General features: G+C 46.3%; 19 protein-coding genes. 10 read left to right on the forward strand and 9 right to left on the reverse strand.

What is annotated here, in order from left to right:
* Positions 1–81: 81 nt before the first annotated feature.
* The 6 genes from QUA90_RS27160 to QUA90_RS27185 all read right to left on the reverse strand — a co-directional run bounded on the left by QUA90_RS27160 (position 82) and on the right by QUA90_RS27185 (position 11,740).
* Complete coding sequence (locus QUA90_RS27160) at positions 82–840, reverse strand: pentapeptide repeat-containing protein (protein WP_333448425.1); 759 nt, start codon at positions 838–840, stop codon at positions 82–84.
* 66 nt (positions 841–906) lie between these two features.
* A complete protein-coding gene (locus QUA90_RS27165; protein WP_333448426.1) occupies positions 907–1,383 on the reverse strand; it encodes a chemotaxis protein CheW in 477 nt (158 codons plus the stop codon).
* A gap of 162 nt (positions 1,384–1,545) precedes the next feature.
* Complete coding sequence (locus tag QUA90_RS27170) at positions 1,546–4,401, reverse strand: hybrid sensor histidine kinase/response regulator (protein WP_333448427.1); 2,856 nt, start codon at positions 4,399–4,401, stop codon at positions 1,546–1,548.
* Between the two features lie 332 nt (positions 4,402–4,733).
* Positions 4,734–10,526, reverse strand: a complete 5,793-nt coding sequence (locus QUA90_RS27175) for a PAS domain S-box protein (protein ID WP_333448428.1) — start codon at positions 10,524–10,526, stop codon at positions 4,734–4,736.
* A gap of 90 nt (positions 10,527–10,616) precedes the next feature.
* Entirely contained in the window at positions 10,617–11,120 is a 504-nt protein-coding gene (locus QUA90_RS27180; RefSeq protein ID WP_333080154.1) for a chemotaxis protein CheW, read from the reverse strand.
* Positions 11,121–11,374: 254 nt separating this feature from the next.
* Entirely contained in the window at positions 11,375–11,740 is a 366-nt protein-coding gene (locus tag QUA90_RS27185) for a response regulator (protein WP_333080153.1), read from the reverse strand.
* Positions 11,741–12,673: 933 nt separating this feature from the next.
* Here QUA90_RS27185 and QUA90_RS27190 point away from each other — a divergent pair.
* Positions 12,674–13,408 carry a phosphoadenylyl-sulfate reductase gene (locus QUA90_RS27190; RefSeq protein ID WP_333080152.1) on the forward strand — a complete coding sequence of 245 codons (735 nt, stop codon included), beginning with the start codon at positions 12,674–12,676 and terminating at the stop codon, positions 13,406–13,408.
* A gap of 294 nt (positions 13,409–13,702) precedes the next feature.
* Positions 13,703–14,680 (forward strand): class II fructose-bisphosphate aldolase, encoded by a 978-nt coding sequence (locus QUA90_RS27195; RefSeq protein WP_333325330.1) that lies wholly within the window; start codon positions 13,703–13,705, stop codon positions 14,678–14,680.
* 55 nt (positions 14,681–14,735) lie between these two features.
* On the opposite strand, the gene QUA90_RS27200 is transcribed toward QUA90_RS27195, so the two are convergent.
* The gene (locus tag QUA90_RS27200; RefSeq protein WP_333325332.1) at positions 14,736–15,575 is read right to left on the reverse strand and encodes a Uma2 family endonuclease; all 840 of its coding nucleotides are present in this window, start codon (positions 15,573–15,575) and stop codon (positions 14,736–14,738) included.
* 161 nt (positions 15,576–15,736) lie between these two features.
* Here QUA90_RS27200 and QUA90_RS27205 point away from each other — a divergent pair, with 161 nt between their 5' ends.
* Positions 15,737–17,947: a Tex family protein gene (locus QUA90_RS27205; RefSeq protein ID WP_333080147.1), complete on the forward strand. Its 2,211-nt coding sequence runs from the start codon at positions 15,737–15,739 to the stop codon at positions 17,945–17,947.
* A gap of 230 nt (positions 17,948–18,177) precedes the next feature.
* Here the strand turns inward: QUA90_RS27205 and QUA90_RS27210 are convergent, their stop codons facing one another.
* Positions 18,178–19,425 (reverse strand): MFS transporter, encoded by a 1,248-nt coding sequence (locus QUA90_RS27210; RefSeq protein WP_333325335.1) that lies wholly within the window; start codon positions 19,423–19,425, stop codon positions 18,178–18,180.
* Between the two features lie 532 nt (positions 19,426–19,957).
* Here QUA90_RS27210 and QUA90_RS27215 point away from each other — a divergent pair.
* The gene (locus QUA90_RS27215) at positions 19,958–20,530 is read left to right on the forward strand and encodes a Uma2 family endonuclease (protein ID WP_333448429.1); all 573 of its coding nucleotides are present in this window, start codon (positions 19,958–19,960) and stop codon (positions 20,528–20,530) included.
* 317 nt (positions 20,531–20,847) lie between these two features.
* On the opposite strand, the gene QUA90_RS27220 is transcribed toward QUA90_RS27215, so the two are convergent.
* Positions 20,848–21,927, reverse strand: coding sequence for a PIN/TRAM domain-containing protein (locus QUA90_RS27220; protein WP_333080144.1), 1,080 nt, complete (start codon positions 21,925–21,927; stop codon positions 20,848–20,850).
* Between the two features lie 396 nt (positions 21,928–22,323).
* On the opposite strand from QUA90_RS27220, the gene hemW reads away from it, so the two are divergent.
* The 6 genes from hemW (at position 22,324) to QUA90_RS27250 (ending at position 26,770) form a co-directional block, all read left to right on the forward strand.
* On the forward strand, positions 22,324–23,667 hold the full coding sequence (hemW, locus tag QUA90_RS27225; protein ID WP_333448430.1) for a radical SAM family heme chaperone HemW: 1,344 nt from the start codon (positions 22,324–22,326) through the stop codon (positions 23,665–23,667).
* A gap of 226 nt (positions 23,668–23,893) precedes the next feature.
* Positions 23,894–24,112, forward strand: a complete 219-nt coding sequence (locus QUA90_RS27230; protein WP_333177924.1) for a hypothetical protein — start codon at positions 23,894–23,896, stop codon at positions 24,110–24,112.
* Positions 24,113–24,267: 155 nt separating this feature from the next.
* Complete coding sequence (locus QUA90_RS27235; protein WP_333325343.1) at positions 24,268–24,540, forward strand: DUF1830 domain-containing protein; 273 nt, start codon at positions 24,268–24,270, stop codon at positions 24,538–24,540.
* A 68-nt stretch (positions 24,541–24,608) separates the two neighbouring features.
* Positions 24,609–24,878, forward strand: coding sequence for a hypothetical protein (locus tag QUA90_RS27240; RefSeq protein WP_333448431.1), 270 nt, complete (start codon positions 24,609–24,611; stop codon positions 24,876–24,878).
* Positions 24,879–25,079: 201 nt separating this feature from the next.
* Positions 25,080–25,298, forward strand: a complete 219-nt coding sequence (locus QUA90_RS27245) for a hypothetical protein (RefSeq protein ID WP_333325349.1) — start codon at positions 25,080–25,082, stop codon at positions 25,296–25,298.
* Between the two features lie 890 nt (positions 25,299–26,188).
* Positions 26,189–26,770 (forward strand): hypothetical protein, encoded by a 582-nt coding sequence (locus QUA90_RS27250; RefSeq protein ID WP_333448432.1) that lies wholly within the window; start codon positions 26,189–26,191, stop codon positions 26,768–26,770.
* Positions 26,771–26,794 lie beyond the last annotated feature (24 nt).

Below are 26,794 nucleotides of genomic sequence, written 5' to 3' on the forward strand. Positions count from 1 at the left end.
CTTCTTCCTTCTTCCTTCTTCCTTCTTCCTTCTTCCTTCTTCCTTCTTCCTTCTTCCTTCTTCCTTCTTCCTTCTTCTATATTATTGATTTTTTCGGCCGTCGGGCATTGTGGTGCCGGCCATACTTGCTCGATCGATACTAGCGCCATCTATATTAGCATTGCGGAGGTTGGCATCGGAAAGATTGGCATCCCTCAAGTCGGAAAATCGCAGGTCTGCACCGTCTAGATTTGTCTTTGTCAAGTTAGCTTTTCTGAGGTTAGCGTTGCTGATTCTTGCTCCTACTAATTCGGCTCGGCTTAAGTTTGTGCGAGCTAGATTGGTGTTGACAAAATCTGAGATCTCGAAGCGACTACCGCTGAGGTTGGCATCTGATAAATCTGATCCTGTAAGGATGGGATTTTTTAAGTTAAGGTTAACTAATTTTACGGCTCGGAGGTCGCAGCGGGAGCAGCTTTGAGTTAGCAGCAGCGTTTCGACGTTGGCGTTGATTTGGTCGATTTGTTGCTGGGAGAAATTTCCGGCAAATTCTGGGGAGACGTAGCCGAGGTTTTTGGGGTCGGCTGGTTTTGGTTGGGGTGTTTGGATTGGGGGTGTTTGGATTTGTTGGGGTGTTTGGATTTGTTGGGGTGTTTGTGGTTGGGGTGTTGGGATTGGTTGGGGTGTTGGGATTGGTTGGGGTGTTGGGATTGATTGGGGTGTGGGGATTGGTTGGGGTGTTGGGATTGGTTGGGGTGTTTCTATTTGCCCGATCGCACTTAGTTGCAGCCCCACCTTCGGCAATTCGAGAGTTGCTGCAAAAATTAGTAGGGCGATCGACATGATTGTGAGTTTTTTCATAAATCTATAACTTTTTGTTTGCAAAAATACCATTTATATGGTATAATACCTCGAAAAGTGAACCCCCTACATTTCGCTAAATAGATCGAAATTCAGATAAAAAACTTCGGAACCATCAGGTGCGCGAATTAACTTTTCTATTACCGGAGGCAGTTGCTGTTGACGGTACAATTCCGGAATCTCGCAGAAGCTTTCTTCGGTAATTTCCAAAATTTTTGGCATATCAGGAAGGGGAATCCCCAACCGATCGCTTTTATTTAAGGTACAAATAATCAGGTATTTGCAGTCAGCAATGCTCGGACTGCTGGGAAATATTGTGGATAAATTAATTATGGTAATCAGTTCTTCTTGATGCCGCAATAAACTATTACCGTTAGGTAAAATGCCGTAGGCATTAAAGTTTTTAACAATGCGTTCCACTCGCTCAATAGGAACAGCATAGTAAATATTTCCTAGTTCAAAGGAAACCATTTTTTTAGGGGCAATTCTAACATTTGCTTGTTTCTTGCTCCGAAAGCGGCGATTGTAATTGGCGTGAGTCATTCGATTTTAGATTTTAGATTTTAGATTTTAGATTTTTTGATTTTAGATTTTAGTAGTGAGTCTGCTGCGTAGCTTCCTACTATTATTCGCGGGTGCAATTACTTTTGGCCTAAGTTTTGTTTGAGATTAGGGATTATTTTATGGGAATTTTTAGAGGGTGGATTAAATTATTGAGTGGTGGATTAATTTGGGGATAGCTTGTAAAAGTTGGGCTTCGCTGTAAGGTTTGGTGAAGTATTGATTTGCGCCTAATTCCATTGCCATTTGCCGATGTTTTGCCCCGCTACGGGATGTCAGCATGGCTACGGGAATCTTAGCAAACCGCTCGGTCGATCTGATCGATCGCAACAATTCAAATCCATCCATCCGGGGCATTTCAATATCCACGATCGCCAAACTGCAATCAAGACCATTTTGCAACTTTTCCAGGGCATCCACACCGTCTTTAGCCTGTACCACCCGGTAGCGAGCACGAGTCAGCGTCAGAGACAGCAACTGGCGAATTGTATAGGAATCATCCACTACCAAAATCTGTGGTGACGGACTCGCACTCGGCGGTATCTCCTGGACTTTACCGGAGACAGCGGCGATCGAACTATTTACCCCAGGTTGGCCCACCAAATCATCCACATCCAGAATATTCACCACGCGCCCGTCCCCCAAAATCGTAGTCCCCAAAACGCCGCGAGGCTTGGATAGAGGCGGCGGCAAAGGTTTAACCACAATTTCCTGCTGACCGATCAGCCGTTCCACGGCCACCGCCAGCATTCCTTCGGTAGAAGCCAAAACCAGAACCGGAATTTCCTCTTGGGTCAAAGGGTCAGGAGAGGGGGCATCCGGCCCGACGACGCTGTATTCGAGCAAATCTTGCATTCTCACCAAACGAATAAATTCCTCCCGCCACCACAGCATCGGCTGATTGCCGGCAATGTGAACTTCCGAGGCTTTAATGTGCAGAATTTCCTCGACTGCATCCAGCGGCACTGCTATTTTATTGTGATCGGTCTTCACCATCAAAGCATCAGTAATCGACAGCAGCAGCGGCAGTTTAATGATAAAACTCGTACCTTTTCCCAGGCGAGAGTCTACCTTCACAGTCCCCCGCACAGTCCGCAAATTTGTTCGCACCACGTCGAGTCCTACTCCCCGCCCCGAAAGGTCGCTGACCCCTTCTGTAGTGCTGAAACCCGGCCAAAACAGAAAATCGTAGAGTTCGGCAATGGAAAATTCTTGAGCTTGTTCCTCCGTAGCCAAACCCTTTGTGACAACTTTACGGCGAATCATTTCCGGGTCAATGCCTTTGCCGTCATCGGCGACAGTAATAATAGTTTGGCCACCTTGGTGGCGGGCTTCTATTTCTATTTGACCGCTGGCCGCCTTGCCGCTTGCTTTCCGAACTTCGGGCATTTCGATGCCGTGGTCGAAAGCGTTCCTCACTAAGTGTATTAAGGGGTCGCGCAAAGCGTCGAGCAAACTTTCGTCAATTTTGGTATCTCTTCCCACTAGCAACAGGTTGACATCTTTATCGTATGTGAGGCACATCTCCCGCAGAGCTCTGGGCAAGTGATCGACGGCGCGACTGAAACTCACGACTCGCAACTGCATGACGCGGCTGCGTAGTTGTTCGGTAATGCGGCGCAGTTGGTCGGTACTGCGCTCGAATTTCATGGCTAAGGTGTCTAATTTGGTGGCGGAGTGAGAAATTGCTTGGGCAGTTTCGATGACTTCGGCGGCTGTCGAGTGGAACTCTGTATAACGATCCATCTCTAAGATATCGAAGTGAGCATGAAGCGGAGAGGATTTGCCGTTAGCAATCATGGGCAATTCTGTTTCTGCTGCTGCAAGTTTTACCAATCCAGAGTTCCCGTTTCCCCCTCTCCACTCTGCAAAGCTCAGTCTGTCGTATTCTTCTCGCAACTGACCGCCGAATTGGTTCAAATCTACGATATTGCGGCGGATGCGCTTGACTTCGCCGCGCAGTTCGGATTCTTGAAGTTCTAAATTTGTACGGTTGATGACTAATTCCCCGACTAGATTCACCAATTCAGTTAAACGTTCTAAGTCTACCCGGATTGTCGGCCTTTGCGGGTTGGCGACTGGGAGAGTCGGGGAGGGGGGGACAGTTGGGGAGGGGGAGGGGGAGATTTCCGGGGGAGTCGGGGAGTCGGAGAGTCGGGGGGAGTCGGGGGGAGTCGGGGAGGGGGAGATTTCCGGGGGAGTCGGGGAGGGGGAGATTTCGGGGATGTCGATCGCCCTTCCTTCCAATATTTGTTGGCGTGCGGTTTGCAAGTTTTGGGCGATCGCCCAACCCTCGGATTGCAACCGTTGTAGAGTCAAGTTTGGAGAGTCGATCAAATCTCTGAGGGCTGCGGCGACTTTCCCAAAATCCGGCAATTGCAGCATTCCAGCCAAACCGGAGAGTTGGTAGTAAACCTGCTTGAGGGCGGTGACGGTTGTTGCCAAATCTGCCTCGGGAGCTTGGGAAAGCTCGGTTTCTAGGCGATTGAAGAGTGCCGGCACTTGGTGTTCAAAAATCTGTTTCAGGGTTTCCGGGGCGGTCGATTGGCTGACTGTGGGAACTGGCGACGGTTCTGAGTTGCCGTACTTGGCCTGGAACTGATCGAAAATTTGGGCGATCGCCTCCAAGTTTTCCGTTTGATCCGGAGTTGTGACATCCGAGTGTTGAACTGATTCGATCGTAATCTTTTTGAGAGCATCCACCCCCTGCAGCAAAACACTCACAGTAGTCGGTTCCAGGGCAGCCAAGTCTGTGCGATCGCGCAAAATGACAAAACAGTCCTCCAGCGTGTGAGCCGCCGCCGACACGTTTTGAAAGCCCAACATCGAACCCGCACCTTTAATCGAGTGAGCCGCCCGAAACATTTCTTTAACTGCCGCTTGTCGCTCTTTCAAACCCGCCGATTCCATCGCCAGCAGATTCGTCTCCATTGACTGGAGAAACTCTTCGCATTCTGCGGTAAAAGCATCTATTAATTCGTTTAAATCGTCATCATTCATATTAGTTTGTTGTCTGTTGTCTGTTGTCTGTTGGCAGTTTTTTTTATATATGATGTCCGGTTAATTGACTGTAGTTATTGTAGGGGCGGGTTTCACCGACAATAATTGCCTAAAACCCACAATCTCGTAAACCCGCCCCCACAGGAAGCAAATTGCAATCTACTTCTTTCAAGATACAAGGTGCGGGTTTACGATTATCAAATAAATCCGGCATTCTTAGTCCGCTAGCAGTGGACTTCGTTTGTTTAGTAGCGATTTCAATCGCCCAATTATCTAATCTGACAACTGTCAACTGTCAACTGTCAACTGACAACTGACAACTGACAACTGAACTAACTACGGAAATTCGCCACCGACTTTTGCAATTGGCCCAGAGAACCTGACAACTCGTCCAAAGATGCTTTGACATCCGCACCTTTTTGTGCAGTCGTATTAGCAATCTCGTTGACTTGCTGCATACTGTTAGCAATTCCCTCAGCCGAAACAGTTTGCTTGGCAGATGCGATAGTAATATTCTGCACCAAAGCATTCATTTCTCGACTAACTTCGATGATGGCATTGAGGTGAGTTTTAGCTTCGCTTGCCAGCTTAGTGCCTTCCACTACCTCCAGCGTCCCGGATTCCATTGCCTTCATCACGCGACTGATTTCTTCTTGAATTGTACCGACAATTTCGGAGATTTCCTCCGTAGCGCCGGCGGATCTTTCTGCTAATTTCCGCACTTCTTCGGCAACAACTGCAAAGCCTAAACCTTGTTCGCCGGCTCGCGCCGCCTCAATAGTAGCATTCAGAGCTAATAAATTAGTTTGCGAAGCAAGTTGAGAAATCGAAGTCACAATTTTGCCAATTTGCTGCGAAGATTCGCCCAAACGCTTCATCATTTTCGAGGTAGAGGCGATCGTCAACCGGAGCCCGTTAATGCCTTCGACAGCGCGATCGACCGCCATACCGCCGACTTCAGCCGTTTGAGAAGACTGCTGAGCCACTGTTTCCGCCCGCACCGAAACATCTCGCACGTCGCGGATCGAATTCACAATCCGCTCGATTTCGCGCATGATAGCAGATATTTTTGCTGCTTGAATTTCCGCCTGTTGGGTGAGTTGACTGGTATTGTTAATTGACTCGTCGGTGGCAGATGTTACCTGTTCGGCTAAAGTTTGAATTCCCGTTACCACTTTCCGCAGAGAACCGATTAAGAAGTTGAAAGAGTCGGCGACAGCACCTAAAACGTCGTTAGTCACTTCCGCCCTGACTGTCAAGTCGCCTTGAGCCGCGCCTTTAATTTCTCCCAACAATTTAAGGACTTGCTGAGTCAGAGAATCAGCTTCTGCTTTACGTTCTGCTGCCAATTTTCCTAGTCGTTCTTCTGCTTCTTTGCGCTCGGTGATGTCAAAGCGAATGGCGATATATTTGACTATTTTGCCACTGGTATCAAAAATGGGGGAGATCGTCGAATCTACCCAGTAAAACGAGCCATCTTTGCGTCGGTTTTTGATTTCCCCTTTCCACACCAAACCACGAGAAAGTGTCACCCACATTTCTTCAAAAAATGATTGGGGATGGTAGCCGGAATTGACGAGGCGGTGGTTGCGGTGCAGGAGTTCTCCCATGCTGTAACCGGAGATTTCAATGAATCTGTCGTTGACGTAGGTAATCATGCCTTGGAGATCGGTTTCGCTGACGATCGCCGATTCGTCTAGGGCATTTTGCCGCGTTTTGAGTTCTTGCAGCAAGCGTTCCTGTGTCTCGGCCAACTGCTGCATTTGCTGCTGGGATGCTCTTTGTTCGGTGACGTTGCGACAAACGACTACGCCGCCTTTAAGCGCCCCCGTTTCGTCTTTGAGTGGGCGGCCGTTAACTTTCACCCACACACCCTCTGGCTTGCCTGCGTGGCGGGTGAAAAGGTCTACGTCGTCAACTACTTCTCCTCGAACCGTGCGCGCTAAAGGTATGTCGGCTGGGGGATAGGGAGTTACGGTATCGGGCAAGAATAAACCGTATCTTGCTGACCATTCATTGAGAAGAGCATCTGTCGCACCCATGCCAAAGATATCTTCGGCGGCGGGGTTGAACAAAATAAAATTGCCTGTTTCGTCGGCAGCAATTATGCCGTCGCCAATGCTGTTTATTAGCAGTTGCAAGAGATTGCTTTGCTGCCGAAATTGGTCTTCGGAACGGGCTAATTGGGCTGTTGTTTCTTGTAATTGATTAAGTGCCTGTTTGTTTTCGGTAACGTCGCGAGCGACTGCATACATGAGCTTTTGTTCGGTTTCCGGTCGCACTTTCCACGACAGCCACTTGTAGGAACCGTCTTTGCAACGGTAGCGATTTTCATAAGACTTTAATTCGGAGCCACTGGCTACTTTTTCCGCTTGTTCTAGGGTAGATTCGCGATCGTCTGGATGGACTAAATCGATATAATAGTTGTCTTGGAGTTCAAGCGCCGCGTAGCCGAGAGTTTTTTCCCAAGAGGGATTGACGCGCTTGAATTTGCCTTCAAAATCTATAATACAAATCAAGTCTAGGGAAAGGGTAAAAAATCGATCGCGCTCTTCTTCTGCTTTTTTGCGATCGGTAATTTCGAATACCACACCTCCGACACCGATGGGTTTGCCGTCAGATCCGGGCAAAGGAAAGTATGAGGCTAGCCAATCTCGGATAACGCCCGGTTGGTTGAGAGTTGTACCCGAAACCTCAATGTTTAAAAACGGTTGGTTGGTGACAAGAACTTGCTGCAACATCGGCTCTAGGGTTTCGAGCATTTCGGGTACCACTTCCCTCACCGTCTTGCCGAGGTGTTCGGCAATTGAGGGGCCGGTGGTTTCCGCTAATTTCTCGTTAACTTGCACGAAGCGCAACTGCTCATCAAAAATAAACATTGAGGCCGGGGCTGCTTTGAAAAAGGCGTCAAAGCGGGTTTGACGCAAAACTAATTCTCGTTCTAGGGCTTTGCGATCGCTGATGTCGCGGCCTTCTGGAATTAGCATCAAGACTTTACCACTGTCGTCTGTGATGGGTTTGATCGAGAAGTCAACGGTCGCCACTGCACCGTTGGCAACTAGCACATCCACTTCGTAACGGACTACCTCGCCGGCTGCGGCTGCGGCGATCGCTTCTCGTATCTGTTGCTTGGTTTCTGGGGAAATCTGCCACCACAGGGTCTCGGAAAACGGAGTACCTATTATTTCTTCGCTCCGCAGGCCTGCGGCGGCGAGTGCTGTTTGGTTAGCCTCCAAAACGGTGCCGTCCGGTTTGAGCAGACCTATGAATTGGAACGATTGGTCGAAAATGGCTCGGAACAGTCTTTCGCGATCGCGCAGCATCTCTTCTGCGCGTTTGCGATCGCTGATGTCGCGAGTAACTGTTGCCAACCCGATAGGCTCGCCGGTTTCTGGGTTTTTGACGGTAAATATGGTGAAGTCAACCGGAATGTTTTCGCCGGTTTGAAAGTTCCTCAAGCGGAATTCACCCTGCCAAAAACCGTCTCGCACAGTAGGCGGCAGGATTTCTTCTTGGAAAAACTTAACATCTTCTGCACAAAAGAACTCATAAACACTTTTATTTTTGACTTCTTCAATATTTGGCAATCCTACTAATTTCATTCCAGCGGGGTTCAGGTATGTTGCCTCTCCCTCCAGGGTTGCCGTGCCGATAAAATCTGAGCTGCTTTCTACGATCGCAATCAATCTTTGTTTTTCGATTTCGGCTTGCTTGCGCTCGGTGATATCGTTGTTAGTTTCTAAAATAGCTTTGGGTTTTCCATGTTCGTCTCGCTGCAAATTCCAGCGACTAAACACGGTGATCTTGGTATCATAATTGGTGGTGTGAATTACTTCTCCTTCCCAATAATTTTGCTCTTCTAACTGTGCCGAGATAGCTGCTAAAGGCTGAGGGAAAATGCTGTGCAATAGAGTATGGGTGAGTTGCCCCAAGGCTTCTTTTTTTGTCCAGCCGTACATCCGTTCGGCTCCCTGGTTCCAATAATTAATCGTGCCGTCCATATCCCGAACGATCAAGGCGTCGCTTGCCAGATCCAGCATTTGCAAGTTCTGCTGCAAGGCTTGTTCTACGCGCTTGCGTTCTGTAATGTTGCGGGCGATTGTTGAGATAAATTCAATTTCTCCCTTCTCGGATTTGTGAGCAATAATTACTTGAGAAACAGGTATTTCTTTGCCGTCTAAAGTTTGCCAAATGGTCTCACCGCTCCACGCCCCCTCCCGGCAAGCTGCGGGGATGCCGACGTTGATAATAGTGTCGATACTTTTGGGGGATGTCAGGTCGGAAATGCTGACTCCGGCTAAATCTGAGTCCTCGCCAACTTTCAACATTTCTCTGGCTGCGCGGTTGATATAAATGGTGCGCTGTTGGGTGTCTGCCATGCCTACCCAGTCTGTTGTGGTTTCTAAAATTGCTTTGAACCGCAATAGTTCTTGTTCAGATTTGCGGCGCTGTGTGATGTCGCGCGCGAAGCCGAGCATTCCTAAAATGTTGCCTTCTGCATCTTTGAGGGGCAATTTCTGGGTGTCGAAGGTGTGTACTTTGCCGTCGGCTAAGGTGCCTAAGTCGTTGGAACCGGGCGCGAGGTGCTTGTCTGCCCGGAAGTTTTGGATTTGGTTTTGGGAATCGGTTTCGGCGTGGAAGTTGGGGAAGATTTGATCGACCGATATGCCTATTTCTGCGTCGTCTTTGCCGAGAATTTCTGCTTGAGTTTTGCCGAAGGCGGTGGCGAAACCTGCATTGACTAGGGTATAGCGCGAGTTTCGATCTTTGACAAAGATGCAGTCTGGCGTAGCGTCAATGACTGTCCGCAGCAAGCTTTGGGAGCTTTGTACTTCTGCGAGTGTGTGCCGCAGTTGTTCTTCCATTTGCACGCGCTTGGTGATATCTCTCATCGCGGAAACGAGAAATTTCCTGCCGTCGGTATCTACAAAAATAGATTTTTTGGCGGAGAGAAAGCGGGTGTTTCCTGCTGGATCTTGGATGGTTTTTTGGACTTCGCTGCTGGTATTTGTCAAGAAAACTAATTCGTCTTTTTCTCGATCTTTCTCTGCTTCCTCTTTGGGCAAAAACTGGTCGTAGCATTTGCCAATTAGTTCTTCTCTGCTGTGACCTAGGTATTGACAAAAGGCATCATTTAATGTTATCCAGCGGTGCTGTTGGTCTTTGACGTAAAGCGGGTCGGGGATGCTGTTGAGGATGTTGTTTAAGAATTGTTCTGAGGCTTTTAATTGCTCTTGGGCTGCGGTGCGATCGAGAATTTCCTGTTCCAATTGTGCGTTAGTTTGCAGTATCTGCTCGGTTCTTTCATTCACTCGCTGCTCTAGTTCTGCGCTTAGCTGCTGCAAGGCGGCTTCGGCCTGTTTGCGCTTGGTAATCTCCCGGCCTTCTGCGAGTATTTGAAATACTTCTCCTGTTGCATTTAACAGCGGCTTAAACGACAAGTCAATTACTGTTACCTGGTTGTTAGCTCCGGTGATTTCGTATTCTTCCCGGACAAAATTCCCGACCGAAACTTGTTGAATGTTCGTTTTTAGGCGCTGCTGGTTTGTTGGGGATGATGCCCAGCCTGGTGTCAGCCAAAATTTCATTCCCAGCACTTCTGATGCTGGGAAATCGCCCAATTTTAGCGCTGTCTGATTGGCTTCGATCAGAGTACCGTCTGCATCCAATAATGCGATCGCTTGAAAAGCTTGGTCGAAGATTGCGTGAAATCGCTGGGTAGTTTCGCTCAGCGCTTGTTCTGTTTCTTTTTTAGCGTTAAGGATACGGGTGGAACCTACTAAGAAGCCGTAGCGGTTGGACAAACTCAAAAAAGCGATCGCCGCAATGACAGTGATCCAATCGAACACAGTTTGCACCACCGGAGAGTGCGGCAGTCCTAGGTATTCGGCGGCGTGGCCGCTGTGGCCGAAAGCGCAAGTCCAAAATATGCCTGCTGTGACTGTGGCGAAGATGTCGAACCCGAATTGACGGTTTCGCCACAAACCTAAGCTGATTAGCCAAGCGATGGCAAAGTAACATCCAGAAATGATGACATTAGCCGCCCCAGCTACCAGCGATGGGGACAAGTCAGGCAATGTCAGGGTGAAAGTTGTTGCGAGCCAAGTATAGAGAAGTTTGATCATAAGATTAAGGATTGGCAAATCGGATGCGGGCGATCGTTAGTTAATATTATTGATGCACAGCCGTTGCAGACTTATCTGTATTGTTGATTTTTACCAGCGTTCGGAATGGGCGATCGCTTCTACATCGACAATCATTAGCAAGCGTCCTTCGGAATTGTACAAACCTTTTAAGAATGGAGCTAGGTCGGGACTGACATCTAGTGCTGAGACAATGCGATCGGGATTGAGAGGTAAAACTCCTTCGACGCGGGAGACGGCTAATCCCAGGCGCATTTTCGACAACAATCTCACGTCTCGTGGATCAGGCGCTTCTACCACTAAGATGCGGCTGTTTGGGTGGTAGGTGTCAACAGACTCAATACCGACAAACAGTCCAAAGTCTGCTGCTGCTAAGATTTCGCCCCGCAAGTTGGTTAATCCCAGCAAAAATGGCTGGGTATTGGGAACCAGGGAAATGGGTTGTTCCTTGAGTGAAAGGACTTCCCGCACTGCATCTAATTCTATGCCGAACAGACTGCCTCCTTGACCGAACAAGAGAAATTGCTTTGTTGCACTTGTCTGATTCCCCCCAGCGGGGGGAGCCGTTATTTTCATGGCTTATTTTTAGTTTATAGTGTAGCTTACCAATTAGAGTTTTGCGACCCTAAAGCCGATCGCCGATCGAGTTTTGCAGCATCTCTTTGGGTGCCTCAAATGTTTCCGTTAAATAAATCGCGGCTGGGCAAATAAGCAGGTTTCTATCATTAAACATAAACTTTTATGGAATTCAAAAACCCAGTTAATTTTTAAAAAACGGGGTTTGTCGGTATAATATTTTTTGGGAAGCGGCCGATCATTTTATATTCGGCTTACGCGGAAAGCAAGCGCTGCACTATGTGGACGAGTTGCTGAGGTTCAAAGGGTTTGCTGACGTAAGCGTCGGCCCCTAAATCAGTTCCCCAAGCTTTATCGATCTCGGTGTTTTTATGAGTACAAAATACTACGGGCAATTTGGCAGTTGTGCGATCGCCCCGCAATTCTCTGATCACTTCAAACCCGTTCATTCGTGGCATCACTACATCTAAAACGACCAAAGCCGGAGGAGTTTTGCGGATCATGGCGATCGCTTCTTCGCCGTCGCCTGCCCGGATCACATCCAGTCCGGCATCTTGAAGAATGCGGCAGATGATTTCTAGTTCGCTCTTTACGTCGTCCACTACTAAAATTTTTGACATAATTCCACACTTCCTTGCTGTTACTGACAGCGGACTACGTTTATTCAGAAGCTGGCGCGACCGGCGGCGATGGGACTATACCGCTTTGCGGACAAATTAATGTACTTCTAAATACAATATAGCCGATCGTATGGCTGAAGGTTAGCTGTAAGCGATAAAAAGCGATAAAAATTTACTTTGCTAACGGAATCGCTCTGAATAAATTAATCGGCAATTAGTAATTGATTTTTGGTGATTCGCTGTGTTGAAACCAACAGCTCTTAGTAGAAGGAGCGCTTGGGGTACTAAAGCGATATTTTCTACGTATATTTTTGAATTTTGTTCCCAACTATCTAGTTAATTTCATTGCCTAAATAATGCTAGTTAATGGATTTAATTGGCGTCAATAACAGTCACTTAAAAGTAGCTATGGCGGGGTAAATTATGGTATTGAGAAAAACTTTGTTCACTTAATATACAGCGCTATATTTCTGAGCTAGCGCTATTTTGTAATTAATAATACAAGCTTAATTTTAGGAGGGTAACAATGACATTTAAAGAATTTTATTGTCTGTAATTTATAATTCGGGGGCAAAATAAATTGACCGCGCGATAGTCCCATTTTACCCAGTAGAGGAGTGTTGAGTTCACCAAAACTACTGCCAGCAGGCGATACCAATCCTTGAGCTTGATTGTGAACCCCGCCGAAAAGACTGCTGGAAGATGCGGTCAATCGATTTTAGATTTTAGATTTTAGATTTTAGAATTGAAGAAAGTGCTCGCACTGATAAATCCGGGGGCGGGTGATGAGCAGTCGGAGCTTTTTCCTCGCTTCACGGATGAATCCGGAGGCCCCAGACGACATTGCTTGATTGTCAAATTAGTCGGCGAGGGAGAGACGGCGATCGGCTATAATAAAGGGCTAGAGGAAAAGAACACCGAAAACCCGAAAATATGGTTGCCATCCAAAGAAATCTCAACATTGCCGCCCTAGAAGCAGAATACAGTCAAAAAACACCGCGAGACATTCTCAAATTTGCCCTTGAAAATTTTGACAATATCTCTATTTCTTTCAGCGGGGCTGAAGATGTAGTTCTGATCGATATTGCCTCAAAAATTACCAAGAATTTCCGCGTTTTCACCCTAGACACCGGACGATTGCACTCGGAAACTTATCAGTTTTTGGATCAAGTCAGAAAACATTACGGCATTAAATTAGAAGTAATGTTTCCCGATGCAGCCGAAGTACAAGCCCTAGTAGAAGAAAAGGGATTGTTTAGTTTTTATCAAGACGGTCACAAAGAATGCTGTGGCGTGCGGAAAGTCAAGCCGCTGCGCCGCAAATTGAATACTCTTGATGCTTGGATTACCGGTCAGCGGAAAGACCAAAGTCCCAGTACCCGCAACGGTATTCCGGTTATTGAAGTTGACACTGCATTCTCAACTCCTGACCATGAATTAATTAAATTCAACCCCTTAGCAAACTGGTCTTCGGCAGAGGTTTGGGAATACATTCGCGCTTTGGATGTGCCTTACAACAAGTTGCACGAACGCGGTTTTGTAAGTATTGGTTGCGAACCTTGTACAAAGCCGGTATTGCCGAACCAACACGAACGCGAAGGTCGCTGGTGGTGGGAAGAAGCGACCGTAAAAGAGTGCGGTTTGCACGCTGGTAACGCCCAAAAATAGTAAATCACTTAGTAGGGTGCACCTAGCGCACCCTACTATTTGTTTGGTGCGCCTAGCGCACCCTACCCAAGAATAAATGCACTTCACAACATAAATAGTAGCGGAAGAATTCGCAATTAAAATAAACAGAAATTACGCTGAGCTTGCCCTTGAACTTTAATAAAATGATCGACAGTCAGAATAAATAGTAGCGGAAGAATTCGCAATTAAAATAAACAGAAATTACGCTGAGCTTGCCCTTGAACTTTGATAGAATGATCAACATTCAGAAAAGTTTTTAAAGCAGGTACTATTATGCTTGTCTCAACTCGCGAATTGCTGAACACGGCCCGGAGAAAGGCTTATGCGATCGGCGCTTTTAACGTCTACAACCTCGAAGGAGTAAAAGCCGTCATCAATGCCGCCGAAGCGCTGGACAGTCCAGCGATACTGCAAATTCACCCCAGCGCCCTCCTATACGGAAAGTCGCCTTTAGTCGCGCTGTGCATCAAAGCTGCCCGCACATCTTTAGTACCGATCGCAGTACACTTAGATCACGGCACCTCAGAAAAAGACATTCACATCGGTCTAGCCGCCGGCATTAAATCAATTATGGCAGACGGTTCTCCTTTGCCCTACGAACAAAACTTAATATTTACCCGGGAAATGGCTAAATTATCCCACGCTAACGGTGCGGCAGTTGAAGCAGAAATCGGCAGAATTAGTGGCAGGGAAGAAGGTTTGACAATCGATGAGAAAGCCGCAAGGATGACCGATCCAGTAGCAGCAGTAGAGTTTATCAAAGAAACTAAGGTGGATTTTTTAGCCGTAACAATTGGTAACGTTCACGGCAAATATTTAAGCCAACCCAAACTCGATTTTTCGCGTCTGGCAAAAATCCGGGCTGCTGTTTCAGTGCCGTTAGTGATGCACGGGGCGAGCGGTTTGCCGAACTCAATGATTCATCAATGTATTAAATTCGGAGTATCTAAATTTAATGTGAATACGGAAGTTCGCGAAGCTTATATGGACGTGTTAAAAAGTAACATTTCTGAGCCACATCCGGATTTGTTGGAAATAATGGAAAAAGCTATCGATGCCATGCAATCGGTCATTTCTGACAAACTGCAACTTTTCGGTTCTGTCGGTAAAGCTTATTTGCATCAATCTCCCTACGCGGATGACTTGACTGCCAAGAGTACCAGCAACAAACAAATAAGCCGCAACCAATCAAGTTTTGATCAAATGTTAAAGCCTGCGTATAGTGAGGCCTTCAGTCTTATGTTGAAGTAAAAAAAAACTAACGTCCTGACGGCGAACCAGTTTTTAGTCAGGACTTTAGTCCTCTTTAACCGTTTAAAAATTTATCAGGATCGATGCCAGATTCCCGCAGCCGCCGAATTAAAGACTGCAATTGAGCTTCCGCTGACTCAGCCCGCTGCCGTTGCTGTTCCGCTTCAGTGAGAATCCAATTACCATCAACATCATACCAGCGCAACCACAGTCGATCGATTCCCTGAAACTCCCCTTGCCACAAACCCAAGCCCAAACTTAGGTCAGCAATCCACAACCGCGAGTCAGGCAATTCTAATTCTTGATAGTGTCCGCCCTTCAATTCAAACACTCGCAATTTGTTAGTATAGCGACTGAAAACGGCATAAATAGGAACCCGCAAAATCTGCTCGTAAACCTCCCATTTTCTAGGCGGTTCCTCCTTCGTCTCCGCCTCCAAAAGTTGCCCGTTACCCGCACTGTTTCCCGACTGAGGTGGCAACTTTTCCTCATCGGTATTGTCGCCTAAATCTTCTTTTTCCGTTCCCGGCGAAAGCAGTTCTACAATTACAAAAGGATTCACGCCTTCCTGCCAAGTAACGTAACTCATCCGCAGTTCGGATCGATCGTAAAGTCGGGGAACTCCCACAACTCCAAACCAATCCGGCCGCTTGTGCCACAGAGTGTGATGCACGTCATAATAAAGGTTCATGTCGGTGCCGCTAAATATCTCAGAAGCTGCATAATTCCGAGGCCGAAACGTCAGGCTCAACAACTGCGGCTGCAAATGGTGAAATTCGTCAGGCAAACCAGGTTTCTCCGGGTCTTCGCTGGGTAAATCGTACATCGTCGGCAGCGTTTCTCTGGGCGATCGCGGCGGATCGGTTTGCGGCACAGGATATTTAAAAGGAAACATATAATATTGAGAAATGACTGCATTTATGCTAACATCATTTTAATACTTGCAGGACGAGCGCCAACACCCTGTAAAACGTTTATTTCACACTTTTTTTCCTCTCTTCCGTGAAGTCAATCTCACCTCTTAAATCTCAAGCGACCGATCCGAAATTCTGCACTATGATCGACATTCCTCAACTGATTGCTCAAGAACTTTCCATTAATCTGTCTCAAGTCAATAATGCTCTGGAACTTTTCGCAGAGGGAGCAACAATTCCGTTTATTGCCCGCTACCGCAAAGAACGCACGGATTTGCTGAATGAAATTCAGTTGCGGGATATCTCCGATCGCTTCACCTATCTGACGGAAATTGAAGAGCGCAAAAAGTCGATTCTAGATACGATTAGCTCTCAGGGAAAACTCACTGAAGAACTGCAAGCAAAAATCGAATCGTGTTTGCAAAAAAACGAACTAGAAGACCTTTATCTGCCTTACAAACCAAAGCGGCGGACGCGAGCAACAATTGCTAGGGAAAAAGGTTTGGAACCGCTGGCGAATTTTATCAAATCTCTGAACTTGCCAACGGCTAAACCAGCCGATTTTGAGGCGGAAGCAGCTAAATACATTTCGGAAGAAAAGGGAGTAAAAACAGCAGAAGAAGCTCTCAAAGGTGCTGCGGATATTTTGGCGGAAGCGGTTTCGGAAAAAGCAGAATTGCGGGCTTATTTGCGAGAGTTTTTGATGAAAACAGGAGTTTTTGTCTCGAAAATTAAAGATGATTTCCCGGAAGGAAGCACTAAATTTGAAATGTACCGCAATTACCAAGTTGCAGCCAGAAGCGTTCAATCGCACAATATGTTAGCGCTGTTTCGGGGGGAAACGGAAGGGGTTTTAGATTTGGAACTGGCTTTTGATGAATCCGCAGTGATGGCTTATTTGGAAGCTCAGGAAATTAGAACTAGGATACCGGAAGTTAAAGAGTTTTATCGATCGACTTTGAAGGATGCCTTCAACCGACTGATGAAGACTTCGTTAATTACAGAAGTACGATCGCACAACAAAGCCGTCGCTGATATCGAGTCCATCGCCACTTTTGAAACCAACCTGCGCGAGTTGCTGCTGTCGGCGCCGGCGGGAATGAAACCCACCTTGGCGATCGATCCGGGATTTCGCACGGGCTGCAAAGTTTCCGCCCTCGATGAAACCGGGCAATTTTTAGAATATCAAGCCATTTTCCCCCACCAAGCGGCCGCTCAGAGACAGCAAGCTGGTAAAATTGTCAAGCATTTAATTGAAAAATATAAAATTGAATTAATCGCGATCGGCAACGGTACAGCTTCCCGCGAAACAGACGAATTTGTTTCGGAAGTTTTGGCAGAAATGGACAGGAAACCGATTAAAGTCATGGTGAATGAATCCGGTGCATCGATTTATTCCGCAAGCGAAGTGGCGATCGCCGAATTTCCAGATCTCGACATCACCGTTCGTGGCGCAGTCAGCATCGGACGGCGCTTGCAAGACCCCCTCGCAGAACTCGTGAAAATCGACCCAAAATCAATAGGAGTCGGTCAATACCAGCACGATGTTGACCAAAAATTGCTCAAAAAGAAACTCGACGAAACAGTCGAAAGCTGCGTTAATTATGTCGGAGTTGACTTAAACACAGCCTCGAAAGAACTGCTGACATTTGTATCAGGAATGACGGCAACAGTTGCCAAAAATATCGTCAATTACCGCAACGAAAACGGCGCTTTTAAAAATCGCCGCCAACTGCTGAAAGTTCCCAAACTTGGCCCAAAAGCTTTTGAACAAGCAGCCGGATTTCTCCGCATTCGCGGCGGCGAAAACCCCCTGGACAATACCGCGGTTCATCCCGAAAGTTATCCTGTCGTGCAGGCGATCGCCAAGGATTTAGACTTGCCGCTGACAGGAATAACACAAATATCGGAAAAAATCAAGACTGTAAACATCAAGAAATATGTCACAGAAAAAGTCGGTGAACCGACACTCCGAGACATTATTTCCGAACTAGAAAAACCGGGAAGAGACCCGCGTGCCGAGTTTAAATATGCCACTTTCCAAGCAGGAATTAAAGAAATCTCCGACTTGCAAGTTGGGATGGAATTGGAAGGCATAATCACGAATGTAGCTAACTTTGGAGCCTTTGTTGATGTGGGAGTGCACCAAGATGGTTTGGTTCACGTTTCTCAATTAGCCGATCGCTTCGTAGATGATCCCAAACAGATTGTCAAAGTCGGACAAGTTGTGAAAGTGCGGGTTTTGGAGGTGAATGAGAAGTTAAAGCGGGTTAGTTTGACAATGAAGTTGCAAGAAAAACCGCAACCGCAAAATGGCAATAGCGCGAGGCTTCCGGCCCCGCGCCGACGTTGAAACTTTGGGGGAAAGCTGAAATACTCACCGCGCCTTCAGGCGCGGTGAGTATTTCAAAAGCCTGGAACTCTCATAAATGCGTGGAATGAAATTCGTCTGAAAGCGCTAACCCAAGCGTATTGCTCTATAGATGCTCTACAACAGAACAGTATCAAGAGCGTTCTCACCACCAGTGAGCGCAATGATTTGACCAGTATTGATGTATGCAACATTGGTTTGGGCAACAGTCGCTAACCCCGTAATCGAGAGGGGACTTCCTGCCAGAATAGTGGGACTGCAATCAAACCAGTTATCAACTGAATGCCACCAAAGATAGCGAGAGAAGGCCCAAATCCAAAGCGCAGTAGCTCTCCAAATATGAAACTGCCTACACCAAATCCAGTAAAGAGAGTAAATACCTTCAGTCCCATCGTTTGCCCCAAATTGTTGTCATCTCCGAGATCTGTCACAATTCCGACAAACAACGGTTGAGTCAGGTCATACCCTAAAGACAAAAAAAGAACTGCGATCGTCGTTCCCATTGGCGGAATCTCAAAAATCATTGCAATTCCAGCCACAGCAGCCATTACCAACCCTGCTGGAACGAGCCAACGCCGTCCCCACCGATCAACAGCTTGACCAATGAAAGAACTCAGCAATAAACCGGGAATGCCGTACCCAAGAATGTTTAACCCAATGCTCAACGCATCCATGTTGTACCGTTGCGATAAATACAACCCTAGCCATGTATATACCCCAGAGTGGTAGATACCATTCCACAGAACATAAGCATATGTACGCTGCCCCCGAAAGGTGGCTAATATCTGGCTGTATCCCCTAAAGATTTGGCGAATAGGCGGTAATTTGGTGACTTTTGGTGTATCAAATAAAGAGCCGTAAGGATGAAGTCGCCAAAGCACAACAGCAGCAAGCACAGCAGTACCTAGAAAGAGCGATCGCCAACCTACAAATGGCTCAAGAATCGCTCCCCCCGCAGAGCCTGCTGCCATCCCCCCTTCCATTGCTGCAAACACCAATCCTAGCTTGGCACCTCGCTGATCAAACGGGAATAAATCGCCAATTAAGGCGAAGGTAAGGGGAATCACACCACTGGCTCCAATCCCGGTTAATAGCCGCCAGGTTGCCATCTGCGAAGCATTTTGAGCAGTGGCAGTTAAAGCCGTGAAAATGACAAAAAGAGCAAGCGAGATGCGAATAATAGACCATCGACCAAAGCGATCGGACAGGAGGCCGAAGAATAATGCCATCAGTGCATAGGACAGCATATAGGCTGGAACGATAAAGCCGATTTCCTGAACCGGAACATTAAAAACTTCAGCCAAACGTGGAATCAGGGGAGCAATCATGTACCCCTGTAGAAAAATTAGCCCCGCAGCGATCGAAAGCCAGGAAAACAGGTCTTTATGCTGCTTTAGGCGAATCGTGGCATCGGCTGGTTCGGTATGAGGGTGATTAAAAGATTCTTTGAGTTTCGGCATGGATTTAAGAGATTTCAACTCATATCACATTTCACAGACGACTAAAATCTGAGAACTTAGCTGGAGTCCCAACGCCAACAACCAAGGGCGATGGAGTGGTGAAAGCTTGGAATACCTTCTCAACTCTGGAGGTTACAAATTTTGTAGGTAAGGTGTGGAATCTAGCCCTGAATGTCAGGATAACTTGATAAATGTCATGATTTATACAAAAAATGTATATTTAGATACAGAATTTTTTATAAGACTTATTAGTTGAGGCTATCAACAAAGCTAGGATTTACGCATTGACAGAAATCTTTTAATCCCACAAAGTTGTTTGTTTGATGGCTCTGCGATCGCATTCAATTTGCCCATGAATCGAATGTGTGGCGAGAAAACCTACACATTAAACAATACGCTTGGGATAAGAATAATCTGATTTCCTTTCACAAGTCTGGAACTCTCATAAATGCGTGGAATTAAATTCGTCTGAAGGCGCTAACCCAAGCGTATTGGGCTATAATTGTGTAATCCTCACCAACCTTAAAATTATATGGTTGCAAGTAAAAGCGACACCTATGTCTCTCCTGAAGATTATTTAGCAGCCGAGAAAGTCAGTCCGATCAAACACGAGTACAGGCAAGGTGAAATCTATGCAATGGCAGGGGCAAGCAAAGCTCATGTCATCATTTCCGGAAATGTGTTTGCACTGTTGAGAAATCATCTTCGGGGAAGTGGCTGCATACCTTACATCGCAGATATGAAAGTTCGGAAAGAGACATCTAATTTTTTTTACTATCCCGATGTAACGGTGAGTTGTGATGAACGAGACAAAAATGCTGCGGAAGATTTCATTCGCTACCCGCGCTTAATTGTGGAAGTTTTATCCCCGACAACAGCGGCTTGTGACAGAGGCGATAAATTTGCTGATTACCGCACTTCTGAAAGTTTGCAAGAGTATGTGTTAATCAATCAAGAAAGAGTTAGTGTAGAGTGTTTTCGCCGGAATGCAGAGGGTTTGTGGGTGCTTTATCCTTACACTCAAGGACAAGAAGTTCAGTTTGCTAGCGTTAATTTTAGCTGGGCGATCGAGACATTGTATGAAGATGCGATCGAGATTGGTTGATTTTAATTACTCCTGAATCACTGATATTGATATGATTGAACCGCGAAGACGCAAAGGACGCGTTCGGCGAAGCCGTTCCCGAAGGGTAGGAAGAGAAAAGAAGAACAAGCTGGTAATTGCTATTTTTTCTTGCTAGCTTTCCAAGTGCCGCCGTAGAAGTAAAAAGGATTGTTTTGACTTACCGATTCCCAACATTTAAGACATAAAAAAAACCACTGCCCCGACTCGTCATACCGGGTGCGGTAGAGAGTCGGGGCAGATTGGGAACAACGATCGCAATATTTGATTCTGATTGCCCTGGCCATTGTTACTCTGTTTTAAACAATAACGGACTCTTGAGGGCGGGCAAATATCATGCGACCAGCGCTAGTTTGCAGGGCGCTGGTGACTACGACTCTGGCTTCGCCACCGACATAGCTGCTGCCTGCTTCTACGACAACCATTGTGCCGTCATCCAAGTAACCGATTCCCTGAGAGGGTTCTTTGCCTTCTTTGCGGATTTTTAGTTCGATCGTATCTCCCGGCAAATAAGTCGGGCGCACCGCATGAGTCAAATCATTGATATTCAAAACCGGCAGTTTTTGGACGGTAGCTACTTTCGATAAGTTGTAATCGTTGGTAAGTAAAATGCCGTCGATATCCAAGGCGAAGCGGACTAATTTGGCATCGACTGTGGCAATATCTTCGTAGTCAGCCGAGTGAATTTGAATCCGTTCTGGATATGTTTCTTTGATGCGGTTGAGTACATCTAAGCCGCGGCGTCCGCGCACTCGCTTTTGATCGTTGGCTGAATCAGCTACCAGTTGCAGTTCTTGGAGCACGAATTGCGGCACGATAATTTGACCTTCGAGGAAACCTGTTTCTAGCAAGTTTTCAATTCTGCCGTCAATAATGCAGCTAGTATCGACAACTTTGGCAGTTGCTGGCTTGAAAGTACCTTCGGTTAGCAACACCGTGTCAAAGCTTTTGGGGTTGATCAGTCGCAAGAAAGCGCGGCCGTGGGTGTCGGTCAAACTGACGCCTGTGAAGCCGAACATGACGCTACCCAAGACTGCGACTAAAGGTTTGATGAAGCCGAACTCGCGGGGAATTGGCAGCAGGAATAGCGGAGCCAGCATTAAGTTTGCTACTAGCAGTCCGATGATTAAGCCGATCGCCCGCGTCAGCAGCATCTCCACCGGCATATCGCGGACTTGTTTTTCCAAGCGCCGATAGGTTGTTTGAGCAACTAATCCCATCACGAAGCCGATTAATGCTCCAAAGGAACCTAGTACAGAACTTAAACCTTGTATATTTGTAACTTGCTCCAGCAGCTCGCTCGGCAGGAGTTCGACTCCGTAATAGCCGATGCCTCCGCCTGCGATTATGAATGAGATTATTATGATTGCGTCTAGCATTAGTTCTAGGTTAATGAATTTATTCACATTATATCTTTGCAGTGCTGATACTTGTTTTCATGCTTTGGTGGGATATCGCCCTATTTACTCAGGGATGTTCATAAACTTATATTTCGCGGTTGTACCCTTTGGGGGATGTGCCAGGGAGGCGCTCGGCATTTACCACGCCGGGCCCAAAGCAGGCACGAGGTGCGAATAGACCGCCCTGCGGGCTGTTCGAGAATTTTGGTCGATTAAAACTGGTACGAGGTTAAATTAAAAGAGCCGTAGCTTGCGGGGCGGGACGCCATCGTTCGCAACGCTTTTTTTGGAATAAAATGTCATAATATACATAATTATTCATGATTGTTTAATTAAAACTTTAGATTTGAAGTGGCGCTTTCGGCTTGAAATGTAATGAACCCTACCACAGATTATTTAACATTTGAATTTAAAAAAAGTGTGCAAGCTACAAATTCCGGCATTCCCAGTTCGGCTTACCTGCACATACCTTTTTGTCGCCGCCGCTGTTACTACTGCGATTTTCCGGTTTTTGTGGTGGGCGATCGCAAAAATGGCGAGAATTCCGGCACAATTGTGCAATATGTTGCTGTACTGTGTCAAGAAATTCAAGCAACTAAAAATTTAGGCGCATCTCTGAAAACAGTTTTTTTTGGTGGCGGCACGCCTTCGCTGCTTTCTGTGAGTCAGTTGAGCAATATTTTAGAGAATCTCGACGGCAAATTTGGCATTGCTGCTGAGGCGGAAATTTCTATAGAAATAGATCCGGGTACGTTTACTTTAGAACAGTTGCGGGGATATGCAGCGGCGGGAGTAAATCGAGTTAGTTTGGGAGTGCAAGCTTTTCAAGATGAATTGCTGCAAGCTTGCGGGCGATCGCACTCTGTCGCTGATATTTTTGAAGCAGTAGAAATAGTGCGATCGGCTGGTATTGTCAATTTTAGTTTAGACCTGATTTCGGGACTGCCTCACCAAACTTTAGAAAACTGGGAAGCTTCCCTGAAATCGGCGGTGGAAATTAGCCCGACTCACCTGTCGAGTTACGACTTAATTGTTGAACAGGGAACTGCTTTCGGGCGCTACTTTGAAGCAGGCGCGCAGCCGCTGCCTGCAGATGAAACCGCTGCTCAAATGTACCGTTTAGCAAGGGAAATTCTGACTGGTGCTGGCTACGAACATTACGAAATTTCTAATTACGCTCGATCTGGCTATCAGTGCCGCCACAACCGCGTTTATTGGGAAAATCGCCCTTATTACGGTTTGGGAATGGGGGCGGCGAGTTACGTGGAAGGCCGGAGGTTGACAAGGCCGCGCAAAACTCAAGAATATTATCAGTGGGTGCGATCGATCTCTGGCCTCAATTCCCCTGCTACTTCTCCAATTGGGGGGGGAACCCAGCCAGATATTTACTCAGCAATTGAGCAAAATTTTCAAGTCTCAGAAAATGACGTTTTGTTAGAAACGCTGATGCTAGGTTTGCGTTTAGCAGAAGGAGTTAGCCTGTCGGCGCTGACTGAAAAGTTTACTCAGCAAACGGTTGATAAAATTTGGCGTTGTTTGCAGCCCTACTGGCGGCAAGGATGGGTAGAAATTATCACTGCGGATGGGGCGATCTCAAATTTAGGTGAGGGCGTGAAACTGCCACTGTCGGGCAATTTGAGGTTGAGCGATCCCGAAGGTTTTTTATTTTCTAATACAATTTTAGCCGATTTGTTCAGCAACTTAGGCGAAGATAATTAGCTCTGTCTGAGGAAGTATACCCCCTGACAAGCGCGATCGGCTCTAAAGCCGGGGCCGCCAATTCGATCGAAAGGAAATTTAATCGCTCCCTAGCTTGATCCTCTCAAAAATAATATATTTTCTCTCGATCCCTACACAAAACTTAAAGGCGAACTAAGCCTTGGGATAGACGCCACGACGGCACTCCAGCCGTCATACTTAAGACTGAACATTTAAAAGTAATTTAATGAACACTTTAACTATCGAGCGCAACCAAACCCAAAACCAGCCCTGCCTTGTAATTAGCGATCGCGGGTGCAATCCTGCTTCCAAGTGTAATTTTTGCGGTCACTACCAACAGGCAAGAGGTTCAGTTGGTCACTGTCAATTGTTGAACGCACCTGTTAGGGGAGGATGGAAATCTTGCACTTTAGCACTGCCGGCTTTTGCACCTTCTTGGGAATAGGTGGAAGGCGCTGATGTTTCCCTGGCGCAATTTATTAATTAACCCAAAAAATCTAAAAAAAATGTATAAAAAATTGTGTTTTAACTGGTAATATGCTATATTAAGTCTAGGTCCGTCGCCGATCGTTCGCACAATTGCACAAACAAGTTAAAAAAATGAATTTGACACTAAATCAGGTAATTTCCGAAGGTCATACGCGCATTTTGTGTTGGTATCTTAATAATACTAGCAAAGTGCAAATCGCTCGTATTACAAATATTCCTAATTGGTATTTTGAGCGGACGGTTTTTCCGGGAGAGCGTTTTTTGTTTGAAGCGTTGCCGGAAGCTCAATTAGAAGTTTGCAGGAGTGCGGAGACGGGTGGTATAGTGTGCGAGCGAATTTTGTGCGATCGGCTGCGAGTTGAAGAATTAAGCACGGCTGATTGAAGATAATTCCTTAGATTTACCAACGAGAGGTAGAAACCCGGTTTTTTTCAGAAACCGGGTTTCTCTGTATGATTATAAAAGCTCGGTTCGCGATCGCACTTTTTACCCTCGGACTGACCAAAACAAAATATACGGATATGCTCGGTTACGTCCTCGAACTTTGGCAAAGATTCGCCTCTCCAAAAACCCTTGATTCGATGCTTGACTTTTTTGACGTGCTGGTTTTATATCCCTGTCCTTCCCTAGAGACGCGCAACTTCTGTTTGCTCTTTCTGAACTACTGTGGCGCTTTTCCAGACGCATTGATGAAGCTAAATGGCGAATATTTCGCTCTATAGTTAAAGACTTAAAGCTAGAAGAATCTCTTGCTGATTTACTTGGCTAAGCAGTCACTTCGATTGAGCAAAACCTTGCAGATGAAAGCAAGATTTTCCAGAAGATTACAGGAAAATCCGTTCTCATCTACACCTTAACGGAATCTGCAGCGTTGAGGGTAAAAGCTATTTTAGAGGCAGCTTGCCAACAAATTACACCAACAAATGATAGTTGAGCTCAGCCACAATCGAGGTGGCAACGACAGACTCAGCCAGTGGGTGAGAAATTCCGACCTAGTGCTAATGGCGACAGCAAGTGACAAACACCCCGCCACTGGTTTTATTGAGGCAAATCGTCCGCAGCATCTCTCCCCTATTCTGTTCGTCAATAGTAAAGGGAATGCGAGTATTTTGCAGGAAATCAGAAAGTATTTACAAAGTTGAGGTATCTAGAGGCATGAATAGCTTGTTTTCAATTCAACCGGGCTAAATTTGCCCCGATGGCGGTAGCTGGGGTAATTACCAAACCGATTCAACCCATCACTCTGACGGAAAAAGTGGCAGAGATTTTAGGATGGGTTGATTGACTTTAATCATTATTGTTAAAGTTTGTAACCAAAACTGTGAATTTCAAGAATCTTTACCAATTCTTTACCGTTGCTATCTAGCCTTCAAATATGCAGGTAAGGGCAAAAAAACATTGTATCTGGTGGGGGTGGGTTTAGCTAAAAATCTATAATACAAGCCAGTTATAAGCCAATACGCTTGGTTTAACACTGTTTGTTACTCGGAGATCCGCCTCGCATCTCCCTCCCAGGGCGGGAGAGAACACTCTTCGCTCTTTTTAAGGGGCGATCGGGCCGATCTGAATTGTATTGATTTAAATTAAACACGGTTTTAACGCAGTTTAGGGATTTGTATTGCTGATGCTTCGTTCAGAATGCCTACCTAAATAGTGACGCTTGTTTTTTTATAATAGCAAGCGATTGCTTTTAGCTGTCATTTTTTGCAAGCAGTTCGGTGGCTTTTTGCTGCTTAAATATAAGCGAAAAATGGCAAAAATAAATCATAAAAAACTTGCCAAAATACTTGACAGCAAGAAATTAGCAAAGTAAGTTAGTTATCAATAAACTAAAAAGAGTTGCAACAGAAAGTCAAAGACATGAGTGATGGCTTTCAACTTTCTCAATTCAGCTATTTTGCAGTAATTTACTAGAGCAATATTCATTAATCTGACTAGACTGATTGCAGGTTGACAAGCTTATTGTATCTCCCAGGTGGATTACTAAATTACCACACATGAAAACCCACAAGTAAATCACAGGAAACCACAAATGGCAACCTATTCAACTATTTTTAATCAGCAATTTGGCTCGTCAAATGAGCCGATTAATGCACTTTTTGAATTCGATCAGGACTTCACGGGCGATGGCTCTAACGATATTCAAGTCACGCTCAGCTTAAACCCAGGCGCTAATTCTGGCACTGAGGATATGCTCGGTGTTGCCTTCCATGTTGCAAACAATGCCGTCAGTGGCTTGCAGATTGGGAATATCGTTCGGTCTGAGCAAAGTAATACTCAAACCCTGAGCACTTTCAACCCCACAGTTGTTATTGGTGCCAATCAGGTAAGCGATAGTGGACCCCTCAATCCTGGCTTTAATACCAGTGGGAGCGGTTCGGCTGAACCCTACGATCTGGGCATCAAATTCAGCGAGCAAGGATCGGGAGAAGGGATCGTCCAGACAGCGACCTTTGTGATCAGCAAACCAGGTGCACCTCTTGACAAGTCGCTGGTCGAGAACACCAACTGGTGGGTGCGCTTGCAGTCCACTAATGGCGGTGGGGACAGTGCCAAAACGGGCATTCGTAACAAGTTAGAAGGGAGTATATTTTGTCAATACCTCTTTGTATAGAAATCTAAGTGAATAATAATGATA

The organism is Microcoleus sp. D3_18_C4, assembly GCF_036702355.1.
Classification (GTDB): domain Bacteria; phylum Cyanobacteriota; class Cyanobacteriia; order Cyanobacteriales; family Microcoleaceae; genus Microcoleus.

What these genes read in the sequence shown, in the direction of transcription:
- QUA90_RS27160 (WP_333448425.1), bottom strand. Translation starts at nt 840, where the DNA reads ATGAAAAAACTCACAATCATGTCGATCGCCCTACTAATTTTTGCAGCA.
- QUA90_RS27165 (WP_333448426.1), bottom strand. Translation starts at nt 1,383, where the DNA reads ATGACTCACGCCAATTACAATCGCCGCTTTCGGAGCAAGAAACAAGCA.
- QUA90_RS27170 (WP_333448427.1), bottom strand. Translation starts at nt 4,401, where the DNA reads ATGAATGATGACGATTTAAACGAATTAATAGATGCTTTTACCGCAGAA.
- QUA90_RS27175 (WP_333448428.1), bottom strand. Translation starts at nt 10,526, where the DNA reads ATGATCAAACTTCTCTATACTTGGCTCGCAACAACTTTCACCCTGACA.
- QUA90_RS27180 (WP_333080154.1), bottom strand. Translation starts at nt 11,120, where the DNA reads ATGAAAATAACGGCTCCCCCCGCTGGGGGGAATCAGACAAGTGCAACA.
- QUA90_RS27185 (WP_333080153.1), bottom strand. Translation starts at nt 11,740, where the DNA reads ATGTCAAAAATTTTAGTAGTGGACGACGTAAAGAGCGAACTAGAAATC.
- QUA90_RS27190 (WP_333080152.1), top strand. Translation starts at nt 12,674, where the DNA reads ATGGTTGCCATCCAAAGAAATCTCAACATTGCCGCCCTAGAAGCAGAA.
- QUA90_RS27195 (WP_333325330.1), top strand. Translation starts at nt 13,703, where the DNA reads ATGCTTGTCTCAACTCGCGAATTGCTGAACACGGCCCGGAGAAAGGCT.
- QUA90_RS27200 (WP_333325332.1), bottom strand. Translation starts at nt 15,575, where the DNA reads ATGTTTCCTTTTAAATATCCTGTGCCGCAAACCGATCCGCCGCGATCG.
- QUA90_RS27205 (WP_333080147.1), top strand. Translation starts at nt 15,737, where the DNA reads ATGATCGACATTCCTCAACTGATTGCTCAAGAACTTTCCATTAATCTG.
- QUA90_RS27210 (WP_333325335.1), bottom strand. Translation starts at nt 19,425, where the DNA reads ATGCCGAAACTCAAAGAATCTTTTAATCACCCTCATACCGAACCAGCC.
- QUA90_RS27215 (WP_333448429.1), top strand. Translation starts at nt 19,958, where the DNA reads ATGGTTGCAAGTAAAAGCGACACCTATGTCTCTCCTGAAGATTATTTA.
- QUA90_RS27220 (WP_333080144.1), bottom strand. Translation starts at nt 21,927, where the DNA reads ATGCTAGACGCAATCATAATAATCTCATTCATAATCGCAGGCGGAGGC.
- hemW (WP_333448430.1), top strand. Translation starts at nt 22,324, where the DNA reads ATGAACCCTACCACAGATTATTTAACATTTGAATTTAAAAAAAGTGTG.
- QUA90_RS27230 (WP_333177924.1), top strand. Translation starts at nt 23,894, where the DNA reads ATGAACACTTTAACTATCGAGCGCAACCAAACCCAAAACCAGCCCTGC.
- QUA90_RS27235 (WP_333325343.1), top strand. Translation starts at nt 24,268, where the DNA reads ATGAATTTGACACTAAATCAGGTAATTTCCGAAGGTCATACGCGCATT.
- QUA90_RS27240 (WP_333448431.1), top strand. Translation starts at nt 24,609, where the DNA reads ATGATTATAAAAGCTCGGTTCGCGATCGCACTTTTTACCCTCGGACTG.
- QUA90_RS27245 (WP_333325349.1), top strand. Translation starts at nt 25,080, where the DNA reads ATGATAGTTGAGCTCAGCCACAATCGAGGTGGCAACGACAGACTCAGC.
- QUA90_RS27250 (WP_333448432.1), top strand. Translation starts at nt 26,189, where the DNA reads ATGGCAACCTATTCAACTATTTTTAATCAGCAATTTGGCTCGTCAAAT.